The following is an 18,482-nucleotide window of genomic DNA, read 5'->3' as shown; positions in this document are numbered from 1 at the left end:
ATCATGACAACCTGTCATTACTCCGAGGGGATAACCATGAAGCGATTCACGACAGCCATGATGCTGGCGGCCTGTACCGCCCTGGCCGCATGCAGTACGACAAGCACGACGACCGGCAGCGATTCGATGGGAACGACCGCCTCGGGCAGCTCGAGCGGCTCGATGACCAGCGGCAGCACCGGCGCACCCGGCGCCAACCCCACCTCCGGCACCACGGGCGCAACCGACCCCAAAGCCGGGACGGTCGAGGGAGCCAGCGCCGCGACCTCGGGCGAGCGCCGCTGAGTTTTACCCGCATTCGATACTAACTGTCCGGTTTCTCCTACACAAACGCTCGCTTCCTTCCTATAGTGAACGGAACAGAGCGCTCCCATGATGAAGACCTCACACAACCAAGGAGGGAAAATAATATGAAACGCACCACTCTGAGCGTTATCCTGGCCGCCGCGATGGGCCTGAGCCTGGCAGCCTGCAAGTCGACCGACACCATGTCGGATACCAGCAGCTCGGGTTCGATGGGCACCAGCGGCACCTCGTCGGGCACCACCGGCACCTCGTCGGGTACCTCGTCGGGCACCACCGGCACGACCGGCACCTCGGGCAGCTGGGGCACCGGCACCTCGGGCACCTCCTCCGGCACGACGGGTACGACGGGCACCACCGGCACCACGGGTACCACCGGCACGTCGGGTACCTCGGGCACGTCGGGCACCACCGGCACCATGGGCGAGACCGGCACGACCGGCACCGCCGGCACCCCGACCACCACCGGCACCGGCACCACGGGCACCCGCACGCCTGTCCCTCCTACCGGCACCGGCCGCTAAGTTTTCCTGCACGTGTGCGGCACGCTTCCCGGCGTGTCGCCGGCCGGTTCGCCCGGCCTCTTTCCCCTTCAGTTCACCCTTCAGTCCCCCCCACCTCCTTCTGCGTCGTTGTCGGGTAGAATCGGATCTTCCCAAGGCCGAGGCTTGTCCACGATGAAAAACTGGTTCGCGCGATGGTTCGGCGGCGCCACGCGGCGCGGCGACAAGCCATCCGCCACGCCTGCGCCGGCAGCCGATACCGCCCCTGCCATGCCTGCCGCTGCTGCGCCCGGCGCCGGCCCGGCGGACCGCGGCGGCGTCGACCTCGCCTTCTACCGCTGGCTGGCCGGCAGCGCCGGCGGCGACGCGCCCCAGGCCACCGAGCGCCTCATCACGGACGAGCTGGCGCGGCTGGCCCGCGAACCCGAGAAGGCGGCCGGGCTGGTGCCGCGCGTGCCGGCGGTGATTCCCGAACTGCTGCGCAGCCTGCGCATGGAGAACGTCTCGAGCGCCGACCTGTCGCGCATGGTGGCGCAGGACCTGGTGCTGGTCGCCGAAGTCATCCGCGAGGCGAACAGCCCGTATTACCGCTCCACGACGCCGGTGCGCAATATCGAAGGCGCGGTCATGCTGCTGGGCCAGAACGGGCTGCGCATGTTGCTGGCGCGGGTGGCCTTCCGCCCGGTGATCAGCATGCAGACCGGGCGCTTCGCCAAACTGGTCGCGCCCCTGGTCTGGAGCCAGTCCGAGAAATGCGCGCAGGCGGCCGGCGCCCTGGCCCCGCAAGCGGGCGCCAATCCCTTCGAGGCCTATCTCGCCGGCCTGGTGCAGAACGTCGGCCTGGTCGTCGCATTCCGCCTGATCGACCAGGTCTATACGGAGGACGTGCTGCCGCGCTCCGATGCCTTCAGCGCCGCCCTGCTCGGCCATGCCCGCCGCCTGGCCGAGGGCATCGCCCGCCAGTGGGAGTTTCCGGAGGCGGTGGCCGAGGCGGTCGCCGGCAAGCCCGGCCCGCTCGGGGAGGTGCTGGCCGCGGCCGACGCCCTGTCGAAGCTGCGCCTGCTGCTCGATGCGGGCGTGCTCGCGCCGGACGATCCGCTCGTGGCCGCCCACCTCACGCCGGCTCGACTTCCCGTCTTTAACCAACTGCGCCCACAGGAGGGCTGATGCCGTTCCCGATCGAACAAAAACTCGTCATCGGCGTCGCTTCCAGCGCGCTGTTCGACCTGTCCGAATCGCACCAGGTCTACCTCGACCGCGGCCCGGACGAGTACCGCCTCTACCAGGAACAGCACCTCGACACCGTCCTCGGCAAGGGCGTGGCCTTCCCCTTCATCCGGCGCTTCCTGAACATTAACCAGTGTTTCCCGCGCCAGTCGCCGGTGGAAGTGGTGCTGTTCTCGCGCAATTCGCCCGAAACCGGGCTGCGCGTGATGCGCTCGATCGCCCACTACGGCCTCGACATCTCGCGCGCGGCCTTCATGGCGGGCAAGTCGCCCTACTCCTACCTGCCGGCATTCAATGCGTCGCTCTTCCTCAGCGCCAACGAGGAAGACGTGAAGAGCGCGATCGCCGTGGATTACCCGGCCGGCCTGGTGCTGCCTTCGCAGATCGCCGACGAGGACGACGACCTCGAACTGCGCGTCGCCTTCGACTTCGACGGCGTGCTGGCCGACGACGAATCGGAAACCGTCTTCAAGCGCAACAACGACCTCGACGAATTCCACGCCCACGAAACCCTGCACATGGGCCGCCCGCACGGGCCGGGACCGCTGGCGGACCTGTTCCAGAAGCTGGCCATGATGCAGCGGCTCGAGGAACGCGCCCAGCGCCGCGAGCCCGGCTACCGCCGGATCATGCGCATCGCCATCATCACCGCGCGCAACGCCCCCTCGCACGAGCGGGTCGTCACCACCCTGAAAAGCTGGGGCGTGTCGCCCGACGAAACCTTTTTCCTCGGCGGCATGGACAAGTCGCGCGTGCTGTCCGTGTTCAAGCCGCACATCTTTTTCGACGACCAGCTGACCCACCTGCGCGCCTCGCCCGGCGGCTCCATCCCGATGGTGCATGTGCCATTCGGGATCGCGAACCGGCGAGCACCCACCTAATGCTGGCGGCCGGCCGAAAGTCGGCGTGGCCCTTACAATAGCGTTCACCTCATTTCGTGGACCCGAACATGCCTCGCCAGGACGCCCGCCCCAACCTTCCCGCCGACGACGTCGACGCAGCCGCCGACAAGCTGCACGCTGCCGGCAAGCCCGTCACGATCGACACCCTGCGCGAGGCGCTCGGCGGCGGCTCGCCTGCCGCCATCGGGCGCGCGCTGCTGGCCTGGCGCGCCGGCCGCGCCCAGCCGGCCGAAGCGCCGCCGGCGCAGCTGCCCGCGGCGCTGGTCGCGGACCTGGCGAAATGGGCGCAGCAGTTTGCCCAGGAAGCAGGCGCCGGCACCCGCGCGGCGCTGGACCAGGCCGGGCGCGACATGGACGAGCTACTGGCGGCGAGCGCCCGGCTCGAGGCCGAGCGCGACGGCCTGCAGGCCGAGGTCGACGGCGCCACCGCGGCGCGCGCCCAGGCCGAAGCCGTCGCGGCCGGGCACGCGGAAGAAATCGAACGCCTGAACGCCGAGCTGCGCAACGCGCGCCAGGTGGCGATGGACGCCCTGGTCAGCAAGGCCAAGGACCAGCTGGCAATCGACGGCAAGGATGCCCAGCTGGCCGACTTGCGCGGGCAGCTCGAGCGCAACGTGGCGGCGTCGGCGGCGCAATCGGACGCCCGGCTGGCGGCCGAGATGGAGCTGGTCGGCGCGGCCACCGCGCGCGACGGCTTTGCCGCCGAGGTCAAGGAAATGCGGGCGCAGCTGGCGGCCTCGCTGGCCGAGCGCACCGCCCTGCGCGCCGAGCTGGAAACCCTGCGCGCGCGCCTGCCGAAGTAGCAGCCTCAGGCTGAGGTCATGTCGATCCGGTTGCGCCCATCCGTCTTGGCGCGGTACAGACGGCGGTCGGCCAGGGCGACGAAGGCGGCCGCCTGGTCGTGCACACCCGGCACGGTGGTGGCCACGCCGATGCTGCAGGTGAGCACCTCGGCTACCGGCGACTGGCGATGGGGGATGGCGGCGCGCGCCAGCATACGGGCGAAGCGCTCGGCCACCTTGTGGGCGGCATCCAGGCTGGTGGCCGGCAGCAGGATCGCGAACTCCTCCCCGCCCAGGCGGGCGCACAGGTCACGCGTGCGGGCCGCCGTGTCGTCGAGCAGCGCCGCCACCTGTTTCAGGCAGGCGTCGCCCTGCGGGTGGCCGTAGCTGTCGTTGTAGCCCTTGAAGGCGTCGATGTCGATCATCACCAGCGACAGCGGCTCGCCGGCGGCGCGCGAACGCGTCCACTCGGCCGCGAGGATCTGGTCGAACAGGCGGCGGTTGGCGATGCCGGTCAGCGGGTCGCGGTAGGACAGGGTCTCCAGCTCCTTCTGCAGCTGCAGGATCTTGTCCTCGGCGCTCTTGCGTTCGCTGATGTCGAACATGAAGCCGACCAGGCAATCGACGCTGCCGTCGGGGTGGCGCTTGACGTGCACCACGTCGCGGATCCAGACGTACTCGCCGTCGGCCGTCAGCGCCCGGTAGTCGGCCTCGTGGTCGACGCCCTGCTGCGACTGGGCCACGCAGAAGTCCACCGTCCGCTGGCGGTCGTCCTCGTGGATGCGGTCGGCCCAGTCGTTCACAGTGAGCCAGCTCGACTGGCTCCAGCCGAGCAGCTGTTCGATCTGCGGGCCGATGTAGGCGAAGCGCATCGTGGCCCAGTCGATTTTCCAGGGGATGGCCTTGGTCGATTCGAGCAGCGTGCGGTAGACGCCGGGGTCGTCGCTGCCGATGTGGGGATTCAGGTGAAGGCTGGTGCTCATGCGCTGCGGGCCGGACGAGCTGCATCGTCCATGCTCAATTATCAAATGGAAAAAGCCCATGTTACAGCAAGATGTCGCATGGAAGTTGCATCTGTGCAACGGCGCCACATGACCGACATTCTTTCCCTCTTCGATACAGAGCGGTACGCAAATGTCATTGCCAGTCCGGCAGCGCGGCACTATGCTCGGAACACATCCATTCATTGTGAGGCGACCATGCGGAAACTGGCGGGACTGATGATGTTGTTGGCAACGGGCGCGGTAATGGCCGAGCCGGCCTTGAGCACCGTACAGCGCGGCGCGGACCAGGAAGCGGCAGTCGGGTTCTGGACCTCCGGCTACACCGGCGCCGACCTCGCCACCGACAACTACCATTGCGCGGCGCCCGAGGTACCGGCCGTCTCGCACGCCAACCTGCAGATCCGCAGCGTCCACAAGGCCATCGTCCAGTGGGAAGCCTGCCACGCAGGCTACATGAACCGCCTGCGCGCCACCCCGGCCGACGCGCGCATTCCCGCCGACGTGCTTGCCGCGATGACCCCGTCCGAACGCGCCCAGGCCCGCGCCCACGTCGATGCCGTCGTGGCCCGCGTGGCCGAGGCGGCGCAGGCGAATGCGGAGCACATGATGGCGCGCCACGAAACCTGGCTCGGCGCCACCGTCGAATACGTCGCCCAGCACAACACCGGCGTGCGCAAGAGCCGCCGCCTCGCCGCCTGGCAGGGCGAATTCGCACGCCGCGAACGCAATTCCGAGCGCTTCGAGCAGAGCGAGCGCCTGCGCAAGGGGCGCTGAACCGCCCCTCTCGCATCGTCGACAAGCGCCGGCTCCATGCCGGCGTTTTTTGTCCCGGCTACAAGGTCACCGATGGCGTGCGCTTCAGGCAGCGCAAGGTGAACGTCGAGCGCGTGTGCGTCACGCCCGGCAGCTTGTAGAGCTTCTGGCGCAGGAAGCGCTCGTAGCCCTCGGTGCCGGAGACCGCCACCTTGATCAGGTAATCGTATTCGCCCGAGAGCAGGTAGGCTTCCATCACTTCGGGCAGGTCGGCCAGCGCGTCCGAAAAGCGCTGGAAGATCTCGTCGTCGTGGCGGTCGACCGTGACCTCGATGATCACCGTGTCCGGCAGGCCCATCGTGCGCTGGTCGAGCACGGCGACATAGCCGCTGATATGGCCCGACTCTTCCAGTGCCCGCACCCGGTGCCAGCAGGGCGTCGGCGACAGGTTGACCGTGTCGGCCAGTTTCTGGTTGCTGATGCGGCCGTCCTGGCTGAGCGTGCGCAGGATCTTGCGGTCGATCTCGTCGAGCACGCCATCTTTCATTCTTGCTAATCCTCTCAGTATTACTACTTAGCGTAGATAGTTCTTATCTATTTTAGCCGAACTGTAGAAGAAGCTTCAGACATCTGGGGCAAACTGCCGGGAAAACGAAAGAACATTCTTTGTGCAGCGCAGTAAAATGTTGCTTTGCCATTCGCACCGCATCCCCATGCGCCCCGCAGCGCACGCAGCAGCGGGTTTTGCGGTCGCAGCATTCAGCTGTGATTCGCCTATCAGAGTTCATTTCGGAGTCCTAGTGTCAGAAGCAGTTTCACGTGCAGGATCAGGCTATGCGGTGCAACCCGTCCCGGCCGAGTTGCCGCTCATGCTGGTTACCCCGGCCCTGTTCGCCGCCAACCTGCTCGTCGCGCGCTGGGCCGAAAGTGCCGCCATCCCGCCGCTGTTCCTCGCCTTCGGCCGCTGGGCGCTCGCCTTTGCGATCCTGCTGCCGACCGTCGGCCCGCGCCTGTGGGCGCTGCGCCATGTGCTGCGCGCCAACTGGCCGCGCCTGATGCTGCTCGCCGGCCTCGGCATGGGCCTGGCCGTCGGCCCGCAATACGTCGGCGCCCGCCACACGAGCGCGGCGAACATCGCCATCATCTTCGCCGCCTGCCCGGCCCTGGTCACCCTGCTGGAAACCCTGGTCTGGAAGGCGCCCTTGTCGAAAAACCAGGCCGGCGGCATGCTGCTGGCGGTCCTCGGCATCCTGATCGTGCTCTCGCGCGGCGAGCTGGGCGCCCTCGGCGACCTCGCCTTCGGCACCGGCGACCTGTGGGTGGTGCTGGCCGCCTGCGGCTGGGTCCTGTACACGGTGCTGGGACGGCGCCTGCCGCTGCCGGCGATGCCGGCCACGGTCAAGCTGGCCGCGCTGATCGGCGGCGGCGCGCTGGTGCTGGCGCCCTTCGCGGCCTTCGAGAGCCTCGGCGGCGCGACCCCGAACCTGCTCGATTCGCGCCTCTACCTGGCGCTGGCCTTCCTTGCGGTCGTGCCCAGCCTGGGCGCCTACTTCTGCTTCGACCGCCTGGTGGCCGTCGCCGGCCCGGCGCGCGCCAGCATGTCGGTCTACCTGATCCCGCTGTTCGCGACGCTGGCGGCCTGGCCGCTGCTGGGCGAAGCGCCGCACGGCTACCATGTGGCCGGCTTCGGCGTGATCCTGGCCGGCGTCGCCCTGTCCGGCATGCGCCGGCGATAAAGCCGACTGGCAGCGTGTGCGGGGCGTGGCGCGGTGGGTTCGTCTATAATGGACAACCCATCGGCTAGAACGCAACCTGCCCGCCTGCATGCCTTTCGACCTCAAAAAGCACCTCCCCAAGCCCGGTAACCGTTTCGTTTTGCCTGCCCTGTCCGGCTCGTCCGACGCCTATGCGCTGGCCGTTGCAGGGCTCGCCTTCAAGGAAAGCGGGCAGATGCTCACCGTCGTCGTGGCCAACGCCAGCGACGGCCAGCGCCTGCTCGACGAGATTCCCTGGTTCGCCGACGGCAAGCTGGCCTGCCACCTGCTGCCGGACTGGGAAACCCTGCCCTACGACGCCTTCTCGCCGCACCAGGACCTGGTCTCCGAACGCCTGGCCACCCTGCACGAGATCCGCCAGGGCCAGTGCGACGTGCTCGTGGTGCCCGCCACCACCGCCCTCGTGCGCCTGGCGCCGCCGTCCTTCCTCGCGGCGTACACCTTCTTCTTCCGCCAGGGCGAGAAGCTCGACGAGGCCAGGCTCAAGGCCCAGCTGACGCTGGCCGGCTACAGCCACGTGTCGCAGGTGATGTCGCCCGGCGAGTACTCGGTGCGCGGCGGCCTGATCGACCTGTTCCCGATGGGCTCGGCCCTGCCCTACCGCCTCGACCTGTTCGGCGACGAGATCGAGACCATCCGCACCTTCGACGCCGACACCCAGCGCTCGCTCTACCCGGTCAAGGAAGTGCGCCTGCTGCCGGGTCGCGAATTCCCGATGGACGAGGCGGCCCGCACGAGCTTCCGCAGCCGCTGGCGCGAGCGCTTCGAGGGCGACCCGTCGCGCTCGACGATCTACAAGGACATCGGCAGCGGCATCGCCTCGGCCGGCATCGAATACTACCTGCCGCTCTTCTTCGAGGAGACGGCGACCCTCTTCGATTACCTGCCGGCAGACGGGCCGCTGGCCCTGGTCGGCGACATCGACGCCGCCATCTCGCGCTTCTGGATGGACACCGAGTCGCGCTACCGCTTCCTCAAGAGCGACCGCGAACGCCCGATCCTCGAGCCGCGCGAACTGTTCCTGTCGAACGAGCAGTTCTTCACCTGCGCCAAGCAGCACGGGCGCTGGAACATTCCGCGCGACGCCAACGCGCCCGCCTCCGAGTTGTCGGCGCCGATTCCCGACATCGCCGTCAACCGCCGCCTGGAAGACCCGCTGGCCAACCTGCGCGCGTTCCTGATGCGCACCGGCTGCCGCGTGATGATCTGCGCCGAGTCGAACGGCCGCCGCGAAACGCTGCAGCAGTACTTCAACGAATACAAGCTGGAACTGGCTTCGGTCGAAGGCTTCGAAGGCATGCGCGCGAGCGACGCGAAGCTCGCGCTCGGCGTGGCGCCGCTGCAGGCCGGCTTCGAGCTGCTGGAAGAATCGAGCGGCTGCATCGCCTTCATCACCGAGACCGAGCTGTATGCCGGTTCCGGCCGCCGCGCCGGCAAGAAGAAGCAGGAAGCGAGCAGCCAGGTCGAGTCCATGGTGCGCGACCTGTCGGAACTCAAGATCGGCGACCCGGTGGTGCACATCAACCACGGCATCGGCCGCTACATGGGCCTGACCAGCATGGACCTGGGCGAAGGCGAGATGGAGTTCCTGCACCTGGAATACGCCAAGGACACGAAACTCTACGTGCCGGTGTCGCAGCTCCACGTGATCTCGCGCTATTCCGGCACCTCGCCCGAGGACGCGCCGCTGCACTCGCTCGGTTCCGGCCAGTGGGACAAGGCCAAGCGAAAAGCCGCCGAGCAGGTGCGCGACACCGCCGCCGAGCTCCTGAACCTGTATGCCCGCCGCGCCGCGCGCACCGGCCACGCCTTCGAATACTCGAGCATCGACTACGAGAACTTCGCCCAGAGCTTCGGTTTCGACGAGACGCCGGACCAGGCCGAGGCGATCTCCAACGTCATCAAGGACATGACCTCGGGCCGGCCGATGGACCGCCTGGTGTGCGGCGACGTCGGCTTCGGCAAGACCGAAGTCGCGCTGCGCGCCGCCTTCATCGCCGTCATGGGGGGCAAGCAGGTGGCGATCCTGGCGCCGACCACGCTGCTGGCCGAACAGCATGCGCAAACCTTCGCCGACCGCTTCGCGGACTGGCCGGTGAAAATCGCCGAGCTGTCGCGCTTCAGAACGGGAAAAGAAATCAACAATGCGATCAAGGGCATGGCCGACGGCACCCTCGACATCGTGATCGGCACCCACAAGCTGCTATCGCCGGACGTGAAATTCACCCGCCTCGGGCTCGTCATTATCGACGAGGAACACCGCTTCGGCGTGCGCCAGAAGGAGGCGCTGAAAGCCTTGCGCGCCGAGGTCGACGTACTGACCCTGACCGCCACGCCGATCCCGCGCACGCTGGGCATGGCCCTGGAGGGCCTGCGCGACTTCTCGATCATCGCGACGGCCCCGCAAAAGCGCCTGGCGATCAAGACCTTTGTCCGCAGCGAGGACGGCTCCGTGATCCGCGAAGCCTGCCTGCGCGAACTGAAGCGCGGCGGCCAGATCTACTTCCTGCACAACGAAGTCGAGACCATCGAGAACCGTCTCGCCATGCTGCGCGAACTGCTGCCGGAGGCGCGCATCGGCGTCGCCCACGGCCAGATGCACGAGCGCGACCTGGAAAAGGTGATGCGCGACTTCGTGGCCCAGCGCTTCAACATCCTGCTGTGCACGACCATCATCGAGACCGGCATCGACGTGCCGAGCGCGAACACGATCATCATGCACCGCGCCGACAAGTTCGGCCTGGCCCAGCTGCACCAGCTGCGCGGACGCGTCGGCCGTTCGCACCACCAGGCCTATGCCTACCTGCTGGTGAACGACGTCTCCAACCTCACCAAGCAGGCGCAGCGCCGCCTGGACGCGATCCAGGCGATGGAAGAACTGGGCAGCGGCTTCTACCTGGCGATGCACGACCTCGAAATCCGCGGTGCCGGCGAGGTGCTGGGCGAGAACCAGTCGGGCGAGATGCTCGAAGTGGGCTTCCAGCTGTATTCGGACATGCTCAACGAGGCGGTGCGCTCGCTGAAGGCCGGCAAGGAGCCGGACCTGGCCGCGCCGCTGTCCTCGACCACCGAGATCAACCTGCACGTGCCCGCCCTGCTGCCGGCCGACTTCTGCGGCGACGTGCACGAGCGCCTGTCGATCTACAAGCGCCTGGCCAATTGCGAAAGCCAGGGCAAGGTCGACGACATGCAGGAAGAGCTGATCGACCGCTTCGGTAAACTCCCGGAACAGGTCAAGGCCCTGATCGAGACCCACCGCCTGCGCATCGCAGCGAAAACCGTCGGCATCGTGAAGATCGACGCCCACGGCGAGGCGGCCAACCTGCAGTTCATGGAGAAGCCGCCGATCGACCCGATCAAGATCATCACGCTGATCCAGAAGAACCGGCACATCAAGCTGGCCGGCCAGGACAAGCTGCGCATCACGGCCGCCATGCCCGACCTGGCGGCGCGCGTGCTGCAGGTGAAGCAAACCATCAAACAACTGCTGGCTTAAGTAGATCAAGAAGAACACGATGACGATGAATCTGGTGGTGCAAGGCCCGAATGCCTCGATGGAATCGCTGGAGGCCGTGCTGGCCCTGGCCCGGCCGGCGCGCACGCATGCGCTCGGCGAGCGGGCGCTGCGCGGGGAGGACGTTTCCCATTCGCCTGAGCTCGCGCGCGCGGTGCAGGAAGCGGCGTTTGCCGCCGGGGTCGACGCAACCTTTGTGGCCGCAGGACGCACGCTGGCCGACTTCCGGCTGGTGGCGATGGACATGGACTCGACGCTGATTACCATCGAGTGTATCGACGAGATCGCCGACATGCAGGGGCTCAAGGCCGAGGTCTCCGAAATCACCGAGGCGGCGATGCGCGGCGAACTCGATTTCGCGGCCAGCCTCACGCGCCGCGTCGCCCTGCTCGCGGGGCTGGAAGCATCGGCCCTGGAGCGCGTGTACGAGGAGCGCCTGCGCCTGTCGCCGGGCGCCGTCGAGATGCTCGCCGCGGTGCAGGCGGCCGGCCTCAAGACCCTGCTGGTCTCGGGCGGCTTCACCTTCTTCACCGACCGCCTGAAAACCCGGCTGGGCCTGGACTACACCCACGCCAACCTGCTCGAGGTGGAAGATGGCCGCCTGACCGGGCGCGTGACCGGCGGCATCGTCGACGCCGAGGAAAAGATGCGCACCGTGCAGCGCGTGTGCGCGGAACTGTGCATCGACACCCGGCAGGCAATCGTCATGGGCGACGGCGCCAACGACCTCAGGATGATGAGCGTGGCCGGCCTGTCGGTGGCCTTCCGCGCCAAGCCCGTGGTGCGGGCGCAGGCCGACGTGGCGCTCAATTTCAGCGGGCTCGACGGGGTGCTGGCGGTGCTAGGTTAATTCCGACACGCGTGGCCTCAGCCTGGGTGTAGCCCCAGCTAAATCATTGTACTGGGCAATTAATTGCTCGTTTCCAAGCACAATCTCATCCATTCCTGTGCTAGCGCAAAGCTCCTGCTGTGCGTCCCTTGAGTCGCCCCGGCCGGCGATTTAGATTGGGTAACGCGAGCGCAGCCCATGCGCCTTGCCTACGCCGGTCCTGCCAACCTGCCCGAGGAGCACATCCATGAAAGAGGTCTCTGCCCAGTCCGCCGAGCGGCGCCGTGCCGGCCCTACCCGGCGCCAGTTCCTCATCGCCGGTCCCGCCGTGGGCGCCGCACTGGCCCTGCCGTCGCTGCCCGCGTTCGGGCAGGCCGGACCGTCCGAGCGCTGGTGCGCCACCTGGGGCACGGCGCCGGCAGGTCCGCCTCCCTCGGCCAACGTGCAGAGCTTTACCGGCCAGACCCTGCGCCTGATTGCGCGCGCCAGCATCGGCGGCAGCCGGGTGCGGATCCGCGTCTCCAACGAAATGGGCAGCACGCCGCTGCGCATCGGGCGCGCCAGCATCGCGCTGCGCACCAGCGGCGCCTCGATCGCTGCCACCAGCCTGCGCGAACTGCGCTTCAGCGGGCAGACGGCGATCACCATCCCCGCCGGCGCCCCGGTGCTGTCCGACCCGGTCGAGCTGGCGGTCCCGGCCCAGGCCGACCTCGCCGTCAGCCTCTACCTGCCGGGCCCGGCCCAGGGAACGACCATCCATGACGCCGCCCTGCAGACCAGCTACGTGTCCGCCAGCGGCGACTATACGTCCACGCTCGCCCTGCCGGTATCGCGCTCTATCCTGTCCTGGCCTTTCCTGACCGAGATCGACGTGGCCGCCCCCGTACCGGCCGTCGTCGCGCTCGGCGATTCGATCACCGACGGCGCGCGCAGCACCTCCAATGCCAACCGGCGCTGGCCCGATTACCTGGCGCGGCGCCTGCAGACGGCGCTGGGCGCGGCCGGGCGCATCGGCGTCGTCAACCGCGGCATCAGCGCCAACCTGCTCTTGAACGATTACCCCAATGCCCTGCTCGCGGGCCGCGACACGCTCGAACGCTTCGACCGCGACGTGCTGGGCACGGCCGGGGTGCGCTACCTGATCGCCCTCATCGGCATCAACGACATCTGCTACAGCTCCGGCTCGAACCCGATCCCGGTCGCCGACCTGATCGCGGGCTGGCGCCAGCTCATCGCACGGGCGCACGCACGCGACATCAGCGTCATCGGCGCCACACTGCCTCCCTTCGAGGGCTTCGTGTACTACACGGCCGCGCGCGAATCCGTGCGCCGCGCCGCCAACAACTGGCTGCGCGCCAGCACCGAGTTCGACGGCCTGGTCGATGTCGAAACCGCCCTGCGCGACCCGGCCAACCCGACCCGCATCCTGCCGGCCTACGACAGCGGCGACCACTTGCACCCGAACGACGCCGGCTACCAGGCGATCGCCAACGCGGTGCCGCTGGCGCCCTTCGTGTCGAGCAGCACGACCGGCGAAAGCCTGCTGGGCTGATCGAGTGTAACAAGCTGTAATTCCACGCCAGAATGGATATGAGGACACTATCATGGCGGAATCAGGAGGACCGTCATGAAAAAACTCATCTTCGCCATCGCCGGCGTCGCCCTGCTTGCAGGCTGCGCCACTCCCGGCCCGGGGCCGGCCAATTACGGCACCCGAGGCTATGCCCAGTCGGGCGACCCGAGCCAGTGGCAGGTCGTCTCGGTCACGCCGGTGCCGCTCGGTACCGGCGCGCGGGCCGGCGACGCTGGCGTCGTTACCAGCTCGAACGTCGTCGTCAATCCTGCGCCGCCGGGTGCGCCGGTGTACGGCTCGCAACCCGTGTACGGCTCGCAGCCGGTGTATGCGCCGCAGCCGGTCTATGGCTATCCGCCCGTGATCGTGCGCGATCCGTATTGGTATCCGCCGGTCTCGATCGGCCTGGGTTTCAGCTTCGGGCGCAGCTGGGGCGGCCATCATCACCGGGGCCACTACCGCCGCCGCTGAGCGCGGGCCGGCATGCTGGATCGTGCCGATGGAGAGCCCGCGAAACGAGAGGCCGCACGATGTGCGGCCTTTTTTTTCGGTAGGTGCATCCGGCCGTCCCGATCCGGCTGTCCTGGCGCGCCCGCCTCGATTCGGCCTCGTGGTTGCCGCCCTGCGCCACGGCGGCACGCCCGCAGGCCTGTCGCCCGCCATTTATCGATTGCCGTTATCGAACTGCCAACCTAGAATGAACGCTCACCGGTCCCGGGCCGAGCTGGTCGCCCTGGAACCCGGAACAAACATCTACTAAGGAGGCGGCACACGTTCGCGACCATGAGCATGACCGACGACCTGTTGCTCCCCTCTCCGAAAGCGAACACGGCCAACGGCGCCTGGTACCCTCACGTCCTTCGCCTCTTCCCAGCCCGGGCCGGCAACCAGAACCGCGATTCGGAAGTGCCCGCCTCCTGCCCGCCGGCGCGGAAGACGCCCGCATGAAGGACGCCGGCTCCCTCGCCGGGCGCGATTACGCGGCGGCGCTGTGCGTGGTGCTCATCTGGGGCACGAATTTCGTCGCCATGAAGCTGGCCCTGCGCGAAGTGACGCCTTTCCAGCTCGGCGCCGGGCGCTACCTGTTTGCGCTGCTGCCCCTGCTGCTGTTCGTGCGTCCCCCGGCGATCGCGCCGCGCTGGGTGCTGCTGTACGGGCTGTTCCAGGGCGTCGGCCAGTTCGGCCTGCTCTTCCTCGCGCTGCGCGCCGGCATGTCTGCCTCGCTGGCGCCGGTGGTGCTGCAGATGCAGGTCTTCTTCACCGCCCTGTTCGGCAGCCTGGTGCTGGGGGAAACGGTCGGACGCAGCCTGAAGGCGGCCATGGCGCTTGCCGCGCTCGGGCTGGCCTGCTTCTGCGTCGATGTCTTCCAGGCCGGAGCGTCCGAGCTCACGCTCGCCGGCTTCCTGCTCAACGTCGGCTCGGCGGCGATGTGGGCGGCTTCGAACATCGTGGTGCGCATCGCCCAGCGCGAGTCGCCCCAGTTCGACGTGCTGCCCTTCATGGTCTGGAGCAGCCTGGTGCCGATCCTGCCCTTCGTCCTGCTGTCGCTGGCCTTCGACCCGCCCGCGGCGCGCTTCGACTGGCAGGCCATCTCTAACACGGCCTGGGCCTCGATGGCCTACCTCGGCTGGTTCGCCACCATCCTCGGTTACGCGCTCTGGACGGGGCTGCTGAAACGGCATCCGGCCAACCGCGTGTCGCCCTTCGGCCTGGCGGTGCCGACCGTCGGTATCGCGGCCGGCATGCTGGTACTGGGCGAGGTGGTGACGCCCTGGCAATGGGCCGGCATCGTCCTCGTCGTGCTGGCGCTGGCGCTGGTCCTGTTCGGACCGCGGCTGCGCCGGGCGACGCGTCTATAATGCCCCCTTTTACGCTCCCCTCGACCATGGACACTTCGAAACTTTCACGCTACCCCGGCTCGCGCGCCTTCTGGTTCCTGTTCGGCGTCGGCCTGGGCAGCCTGGGGCTGTGGAGCGGCATGCAGCGCGACCTGATCGGCGAAACCCTGTGCGGCATCGGCCTGATCCTGCTCGGCATCCAGGGCCTGCTGCGTCCCGTCGTACTTAGCCGGGTCGCGAAGATCAGCAAGGAAGAAATGACGCGCGAGGTGTCGATCGGCTCCGACGTGCTGCACGGCGCCCTGTCGCTGGCCATGGCTGCGGCGCTGCTGGTGGGCATCATCCTGAAATACGTGGTGAAGATCTAGGCCAGGTTTCAGGCCGCGCCGAACAGGTCGTTGGCGTGCAGGATAGCGTAGGCGATCTCGGGCCGCTCCTGCAGGCGCTTGCGCACCGCCGCCGGCACCGATTGGCGCACCTTCTTGCACAGGCCCGGCTTTTCCTCGAGCACGATGATGATGCCGCGCACGGTGCGCACCTCGTTCGGTCCCGGCTCGATGCGCAGCTCGGCGCCGATGTTCTTGCGGATCAGGGCCTGCACGTGCTGCAGGTCTTCGTAGCTGTCGACACGCTCGATGCGCGCGATCAGGTTCATCTCCTGCTTGCGGTCGATCGCAAGCGGCCGCACGTCGGCACCGGGCTCGGCCAACAGGCGCTCGCGCTCGCAGACGCAGGCGCCCGGCGGGCACTCGGCGCGGATCGGAAACGGCAGCTCAGGAGCCGAATGAGGGACGGAATCAGGCACGAAATTGTTCACGCTACCAGGGTCCAGGTTGGGACGGTAGGTCCGATTCTAGCGCAGTAGGCACCGCCTTTGTCGCAAGCTCTGTCGCCGTCCCGGCGACTTCGGCCGCCTCCAGCATCGCCACCATCCGCTTGTGGTGCGAGCCCTTCCAGAACACGCGGCGGCAGGCGTCGCAGGTCGTGAATTCCTCGTGCTGCAGGCGCACCGATTCGGGGAGCTGGTCGACCACCTCGGCCTTGGGCACAGGGCGCAGCGGCAGGTTGCAGTGCAGGCAGAGGGTGAATGGCCGGGCGCTGGCGGCCAGGTCGAGCCGCTCGAACAGCTCGCGGAACTGGGCCGCCGGTTTCAAGGCATGCAGGTAGCAGCCGTGGGTGAGGCTGCGGCGCTTGAGCAGCTCGCGGTCGCGCGTCAGCGCCACCCGCTCCTGTTCGAGCGAGATCGCGACGATCTCCTCGTCCTGGAAACCGTTGTCGTAGAGCGTATCGAAGCCGGCCATGCGCAGCAGCCGCGCCAGGCCGCCCAGGTGGGCGTCGGCCACGAAGCGCAGGCGGCGCAGCGGCTTGTCGCGCAGGCGCAGCAGCGGCGTTACGTCGAAGGTTTCGAACATCGGATACACGGCGACGCGGTCGCCATCGACGAGCATGCGGTCCAGGCCGCTCGATTCGCCGTTCACGAGGATCACCTCGACCTCGGTATGCGGCACGCCCAGGGCCTCGATCATGTGCTTGGTCGTGGCGGCACGCGCGCACGGCGCCTCGAACGCGCATCCGCGCCGCTCGCGCGGCAGGAAATCGTTCAATTCCTCGTAAAAGCGAAACGTTGCCGTGACCATGCAGATGTTTACTCCAGGGACAGCGGCCCGCCCCCGCACGATCGCAACACGTCGAGGGCGTTCGGCACCGCCTCGCCGGCAGCGGTATTGTCGAAGATGCACCAGACCGTGCGCCCGGCCGCCTTGTGCGCCTCCAGCTCGCGCACCAGCGCCGCCAGGTATTCCTGCGAATAGGAAGAATAATAGATGCGCGGGGCGCCGTGCAGGCGCATGTACACATCGTTCGTCGTCGGCACGTGCGGTCCGGGCTGGCCGGCGGCCGGGTCGGCAATCACGCGGGTGACGCCGCGCTCGCGCAGCAGTTCGGTGGCCGTGTCGCTGAACCAGCTCGGGTGGCGCCCTTCGCAGGCGATCATGCAATCGAAACGGTCCTGCAGGCGCAGGAAGAAATCGCGCACGGTTTCGTCGTGGAAGCCGAACTTGGGCGGCAGCTGCACCAGCAACGCGCCCAGCTTGTCGCCCAGCTCGCCGACCTCGCCGGCGAAGCGCGCCAGCAGGTCGTCGATGTCGCGCAGCTGGGCGTCGTGGGTCATCGAGCGCGGCACCTTGACCGCGAAACGGAAGTCGCGCGGCACGCTCTCGGCCCAGCGCGCATAGGTTTGCGGGCGGTGCGGCTTGTAGAACGACGAGTTGATCTCCACCATCGGGAAGACGGCGGCATAGCGTTCGAGGTGGCTGCCCGCTTCGGGGAAGGCGGCGGCAGCTTCCTTGGGAATGTTCCAGCCGGCACAACCGATCAGGTGCGGGCAAGAGGCCATCGTTTTTTTCATTGGCGATTTTGCAAGTATACTTAGGGCGATTGTACGCCGGCCACGCTTGCCGCGTCGCATGCTTGAGCCGGCACGGCGGGGGGCATCCCCTGTGCGGCCAGGAATATTGTTTGTTTTTACGATAGAGGAGCCACCATGAGCGACCCGATCCACATCGTCTGCCCCCAGTGCGACGCCGTCAACCGGCTCGCCCCGGCGCGCCTGGCCGACGCCCCGGTCTGCGGCAAGTGCGCGCACGCCCTGTTCGCCGGCCGGCCGCTCGACGTCTCGTCCGAGCGCTTCGCGCGCCACATCTCGCGTAACGACATTCCCGTGCTGGTCGATTTCTGGGCCGAATGGTGCGGCCCGTGCAAGATGATGGCGCCCGCCTACGCCCAGGCGGCCGGCCGCCTCGAGCCGCGGGTGCGCCTGCTGAAGGTCGACACCGAACGGGCCCAGGACCTGTCGGCGCGCTTCGCGATCCGCAGTATTCCGACCCTGGCGCTGTTCAAGGGCGGGCGTGAAATCGCGCGCCAGCCGGGGGCGATGGACGCGGGCAATATCGTCGCCTGGGTGCAGTCCAGGCTGTAAAGCCGGGCATGCGCAGGCTACGCCAGGAAGCGCAAATCTGCAATGTTAGCGAAATCGCCACGAATGGCTGCTACAATCGGCCAAGCGGGGTCGTCCCGTAGGGAGCCACTCCAAGGAGGTTTTTTATGTCGCAGCAACTCGTTCTGGACCGCGGGACGGAAGACGCCAAGCAACTGGCGCGCATCCTCTACCTCGTCCACGCCGCCACCTTTTTCTTCTCGCTGGGGATGCTGTCCTTCCTGCCCTTGATCGTCAACTACATCAAGCGCCCGGACAGCAGCGGCACCATGGTCTACAGCCACCACACCTGGATGATTCGTTCGTTCTGGTTCTATTTCCTGTGGATGGTGATCGGCGGTATCGTCTTCGCCACGATTATCGGTATCCCGTTTGCCTGGCTGATCTGGGCTGTCGCGTGGGTATGGAAGGCCTATCGTCTAATTCGTGGTTTTTTAGACCTGAACAGCAATAAACCCATGCCAGTTTGAACCCCGGTTGACAT

20 protein-coding genes are annotated in these 18,482 nt (G+C 67.6%); 15 read left to right on the top strand and 5 right to left on the bottom strand.

Annotated features, from left to right (window positions below; translation table 11 throughout):
* Positions 1-36 precede the first annotated feature (36 nt).
* The 5 genes from ACWCIA_RS01660 (at position 37) to ACWCIA_RS01640 (ending at position 3,738) form a co-directional block, all read left to right on the top strand.
* Positions 37-285 carry a hypothetical protein gene (locus ACWCIA_RS01660; RefSeq protein WP_454160337.1) on the top strand — a complete coding sequence of 83 codons (249 nt, stop codon included), beginning with the start codon at positions 37-39 and terminating at the stop codon, positions 283-285.
* 125 nt (positions 286-410) lie between these two features.
* Positions 411-827 (top strand): hypothetical protein, encoded by a 417-nt coding sequence (locus ACWCIA_RS01655; protein WP_454160335.1) that lies wholly within the window; start codon positions 411-413, stop codon positions 825-827.
* A 153-nt stretch (positions 828-980) separates the two neighbouring features.
* Positions 981-1,973 carry an HDOD domain-containing protein gene (locus tag ACWCIA_RS01650; protein ID WP_454160333.1) on the top strand — a complete coding sequence of 331 codons (993 nt, stop codon included), beginning with the start codon at positions 981-983 and terminating at the stop codon, positions 1,971-1,973.
* Positions 1,973-2,914 (top strand): 5'-nucleotidase, encoded by a 942-nt coding sequence (locus ACWCIA_RS01645; RefSeq protein ID WP_454160331.1) that lies wholly within the window; start codon positions 1,973-1,975, stop codon positions 2,912-2,914. The genes ACWCIA_RS01650 and ACWCIA_RS01645 overlap by 1 nt, the downstream gene beginning before the upstream one ends.
* 68 nt (positions 2,915-2,982) lie before the next feature.
* A complete protein-coding gene (locus ACWCIA_RS01640) occupies positions 2,983-3,738 on the top strand; it encodes a DNA-binding protein (protein ID WP_454160329.1) in 756 nt (251 codons plus the stop codon).
* Between the two features lie 5 nt (positions 3,739-3,743).
* On the opposite strand, the gene ACWCIA_RS01635 is transcribed toward ACWCIA_RS01640, so the two are convergent.
* Positions 3,744-4,700, bottom strand: a complete 957-nt coding sequence (locus tag ACWCIA_RS01635) for a GGDEF domain-containing protein (RefSeq protein WP_454160327.1) — start codon at positions 4,698-4,700, stop codon at positions 3,744-3,746.
* Between the two features lie 279 nt (positions 4,701-4,979).
* On the opposite strand from ACWCIA_RS01635, the gene ACWCIA_RS01630 reads away from it, so the two are divergent.
* On the top strand, positions 4,980-5,495 hold the full coding sequence (locus tag ACWCIA_RS01630; protein ID WP_454160325.1) for a hypothetical protein: 516 nt from the start codon (positions 4,980-4,982) through the stop codon (positions 5,493-5,495).
* A gap of 58 nt (positions 5,496-5,553) precedes the next feature.
* Here ACWCIA_RS01630 and ACWCIA_RS01625 read toward each other — a convergent pair whose 3' ends face one another.
* On the bottom strand, positions 5,554-6,021 hold the full coding sequence (locus ACWCIA_RS01625) for an Lrp/AsnC family transcriptional regulator (protein WP_454160323.1): 468 nt from the start codon (positions 6,019-6,021) through the stop codon (positions 5,554-5,556).
* 292 nt (positions 6,022-6,313) lie between these two features.
* On the opposite strand from ACWCIA_RS01625, the gene ACWCIA_RS01620 reads away from it, so the two are divergent.
* The 7 genes from ACWCIA_RS01620 to ACWCIA_RS01590 all read left to right on the top strand — a co-directional run bounded on the left by ACWCIA_RS01620 (position 6,314) and on the right by ACWCIA_RS01590 (position 15,371).
* Positions 6,314-7,210 carry a DMT family transporter gene (locus ACWCIA_RS01620; protein ID WP_454160321.1) on the top strand — a complete coding sequence of 299 codons (897 nt, stop codon included), beginning with the start codon at positions 6,314-6,316 and terminating at the stop codon, positions 7,208-7,210.
* An 88-nt stretch (positions 7,211-7,298) separates the two neighbouring features.
* On the top strand, positions 7,299-10,745 hold the full coding sequence (gene mfd / locus ACWCIA_RS01615; protein ID WP_454160319.1) for a transcription-repair coupling factor: 3,447 nt from the start codon (positions 7,299-7,301) through the stop codon (positions 10,743-10,745).
* Positions 10,746-10,770: 25 nt separating this feature from the next.
* The gene (gene serB / locus ACWCIA_RS01610) at positions 10,771-11,613 is read left to right on the top strand and encodes a phosphoserine phosphatase SerB (protein WP_454160567.1); all 843 of its coding nucleotides are present in this window, start codon (positions 10,771-10,773) and stop codon (positions 11,611-11,613) included.
* A 226-nt stretch (positions 11,614-11,839) separates the two neighbouring features.
* Positions 11,840-13,144, top strand: coding sequence for an SGNH/GDSL hydrolase family protein (locus ACWCIA_RS01605; protein WP_454160318.1), 1,305 nt, complete (start codon positions 11,840-11,842; stop codon positions 13,142-13,144).
* Between the two features lie 75 nt (positions 13,145-13,219).
* A complete protein-coding gene (locus ACWCIA_RS01600) occupies positions 13,220-13,636 on the top strand; it encodes a hypothetical protein (protein WP_454160316.1) in 417 nt (138 codons plus the stop codon).
* A 473-nt stretch (positions 13,637-14,109) separates the two neighbouring features.
* Complete coding sequence (locus ACWCIA_RS01595) at positions 14,110-15,024, top strand: EamA family transporter (RefSeq protein WP_454160314.1); 915 nt, start codon at positions 14,110-14,112, stop codon at positions 15,022-15,024.
* A gap of 26 nt (positions 15,025-15,050) precedes the next feature.
* Positions 15,051-15,371, top strand: coding sequence for a hypothetical protein (locus tag ACWCIA_RS01590; protein WP_454160312.1), 321 nt, complete (start codon positions 15,051-15,053; stop codon positions 15,369-15,371).
* Positions 15,372-15,379: 8 nt separating this feature from the next.
* On the opposite strand, the gene ACWCIA_RS01585 is transcribed toward ACWCIA_RS01590, so the two are convergent.
* Genes ACWCIA_RS01585 through ACWCIA_RS01575 form a run of 3 tightly spaced genes read right to left on the bottom strand, consistent with a single transcriptional unit; the run spans position 15,380 to position 17,398 of the window.
* On the bottom strand, positions 15,380-15,808 hold the full coding sequence (locus ACWCIA_RS01585) for a hypothetical protein (protein WP_454160310.1): 429 nt from the start codon (positions 15,806-15,808) through the stop codon (positions 15,380-15,382).
* Positions 15,809-15,821: 13 nt separating this feature from the next.
* On the bottom strand, positions 15,822-16,640 hold the full coding sequence (locus tag ACWCIA_RS01580) for a Mut7-C RNAse domain-containing protein (RefSeq protein ID WP_454160308.1): 819 nt from the start codon (positions 16,638-16,640) through the stop codon (positions 15,822-15,824).
* 8 nt (positions 16,641-16,648) lie between these two features.
* Positions 16,649-17,398 carry a DUF72 domain-containing protein gene (locus tag ACWCIA_RS01575; RefSeq protein ID WP_454160306.1) on the bottom strand — a complete coding sequence of 250 codons (750 nt, stop codon included), beginning with the start codon at positions 17,396-17,398 and terminating at the stop codon, positions 16,649-16,651.
* 147 nt (positions 17,399-17,545) lie between these two features.
* Between ACWCIA_RS01575 and trxC the strand changes: the two genes are divergently transcribed.
* Both trxC and ACWCIA_RS01565 read left to right on the top strand, forming a co-directional pair.
* Complete coding sequence (gene trxC, locus ACWCIA_RS01570; RefSeq protein ID WP_454160304.1) at positions 17,546-17,980, top strand: thioredoxin TrxC; 435 nt, start codon at positions 17,546-17,548, stop codon at positions 17,978-17,980.
* A gap of 125 nt (positions 17,981-18,105) precedes the next feature.
* The gene (locus ACWCIA_RS01565) at positions 18,106-18,468 is read left to right on the top strand and encodes a DUF4870 family protein (RefSeq protein ID WP_454160302.1); all 363 of its coding nucleotides are present in this window, start codon (positions 18,106-18,108) and stop codon (positions 18,466-18,468) included.
* Positions 18,469-18,482: the final 14 nt, after the last annotated feature.

The sequence above is a fragment of the Massilia sp. SYSU DXS3249 genome (assembly GCF_053668055.1).
The sequence above is the reverse complement of the archived record's forward strand: the minus strand, read 5'-3'. Positions and strand labels throughout refer to the sequence as shown.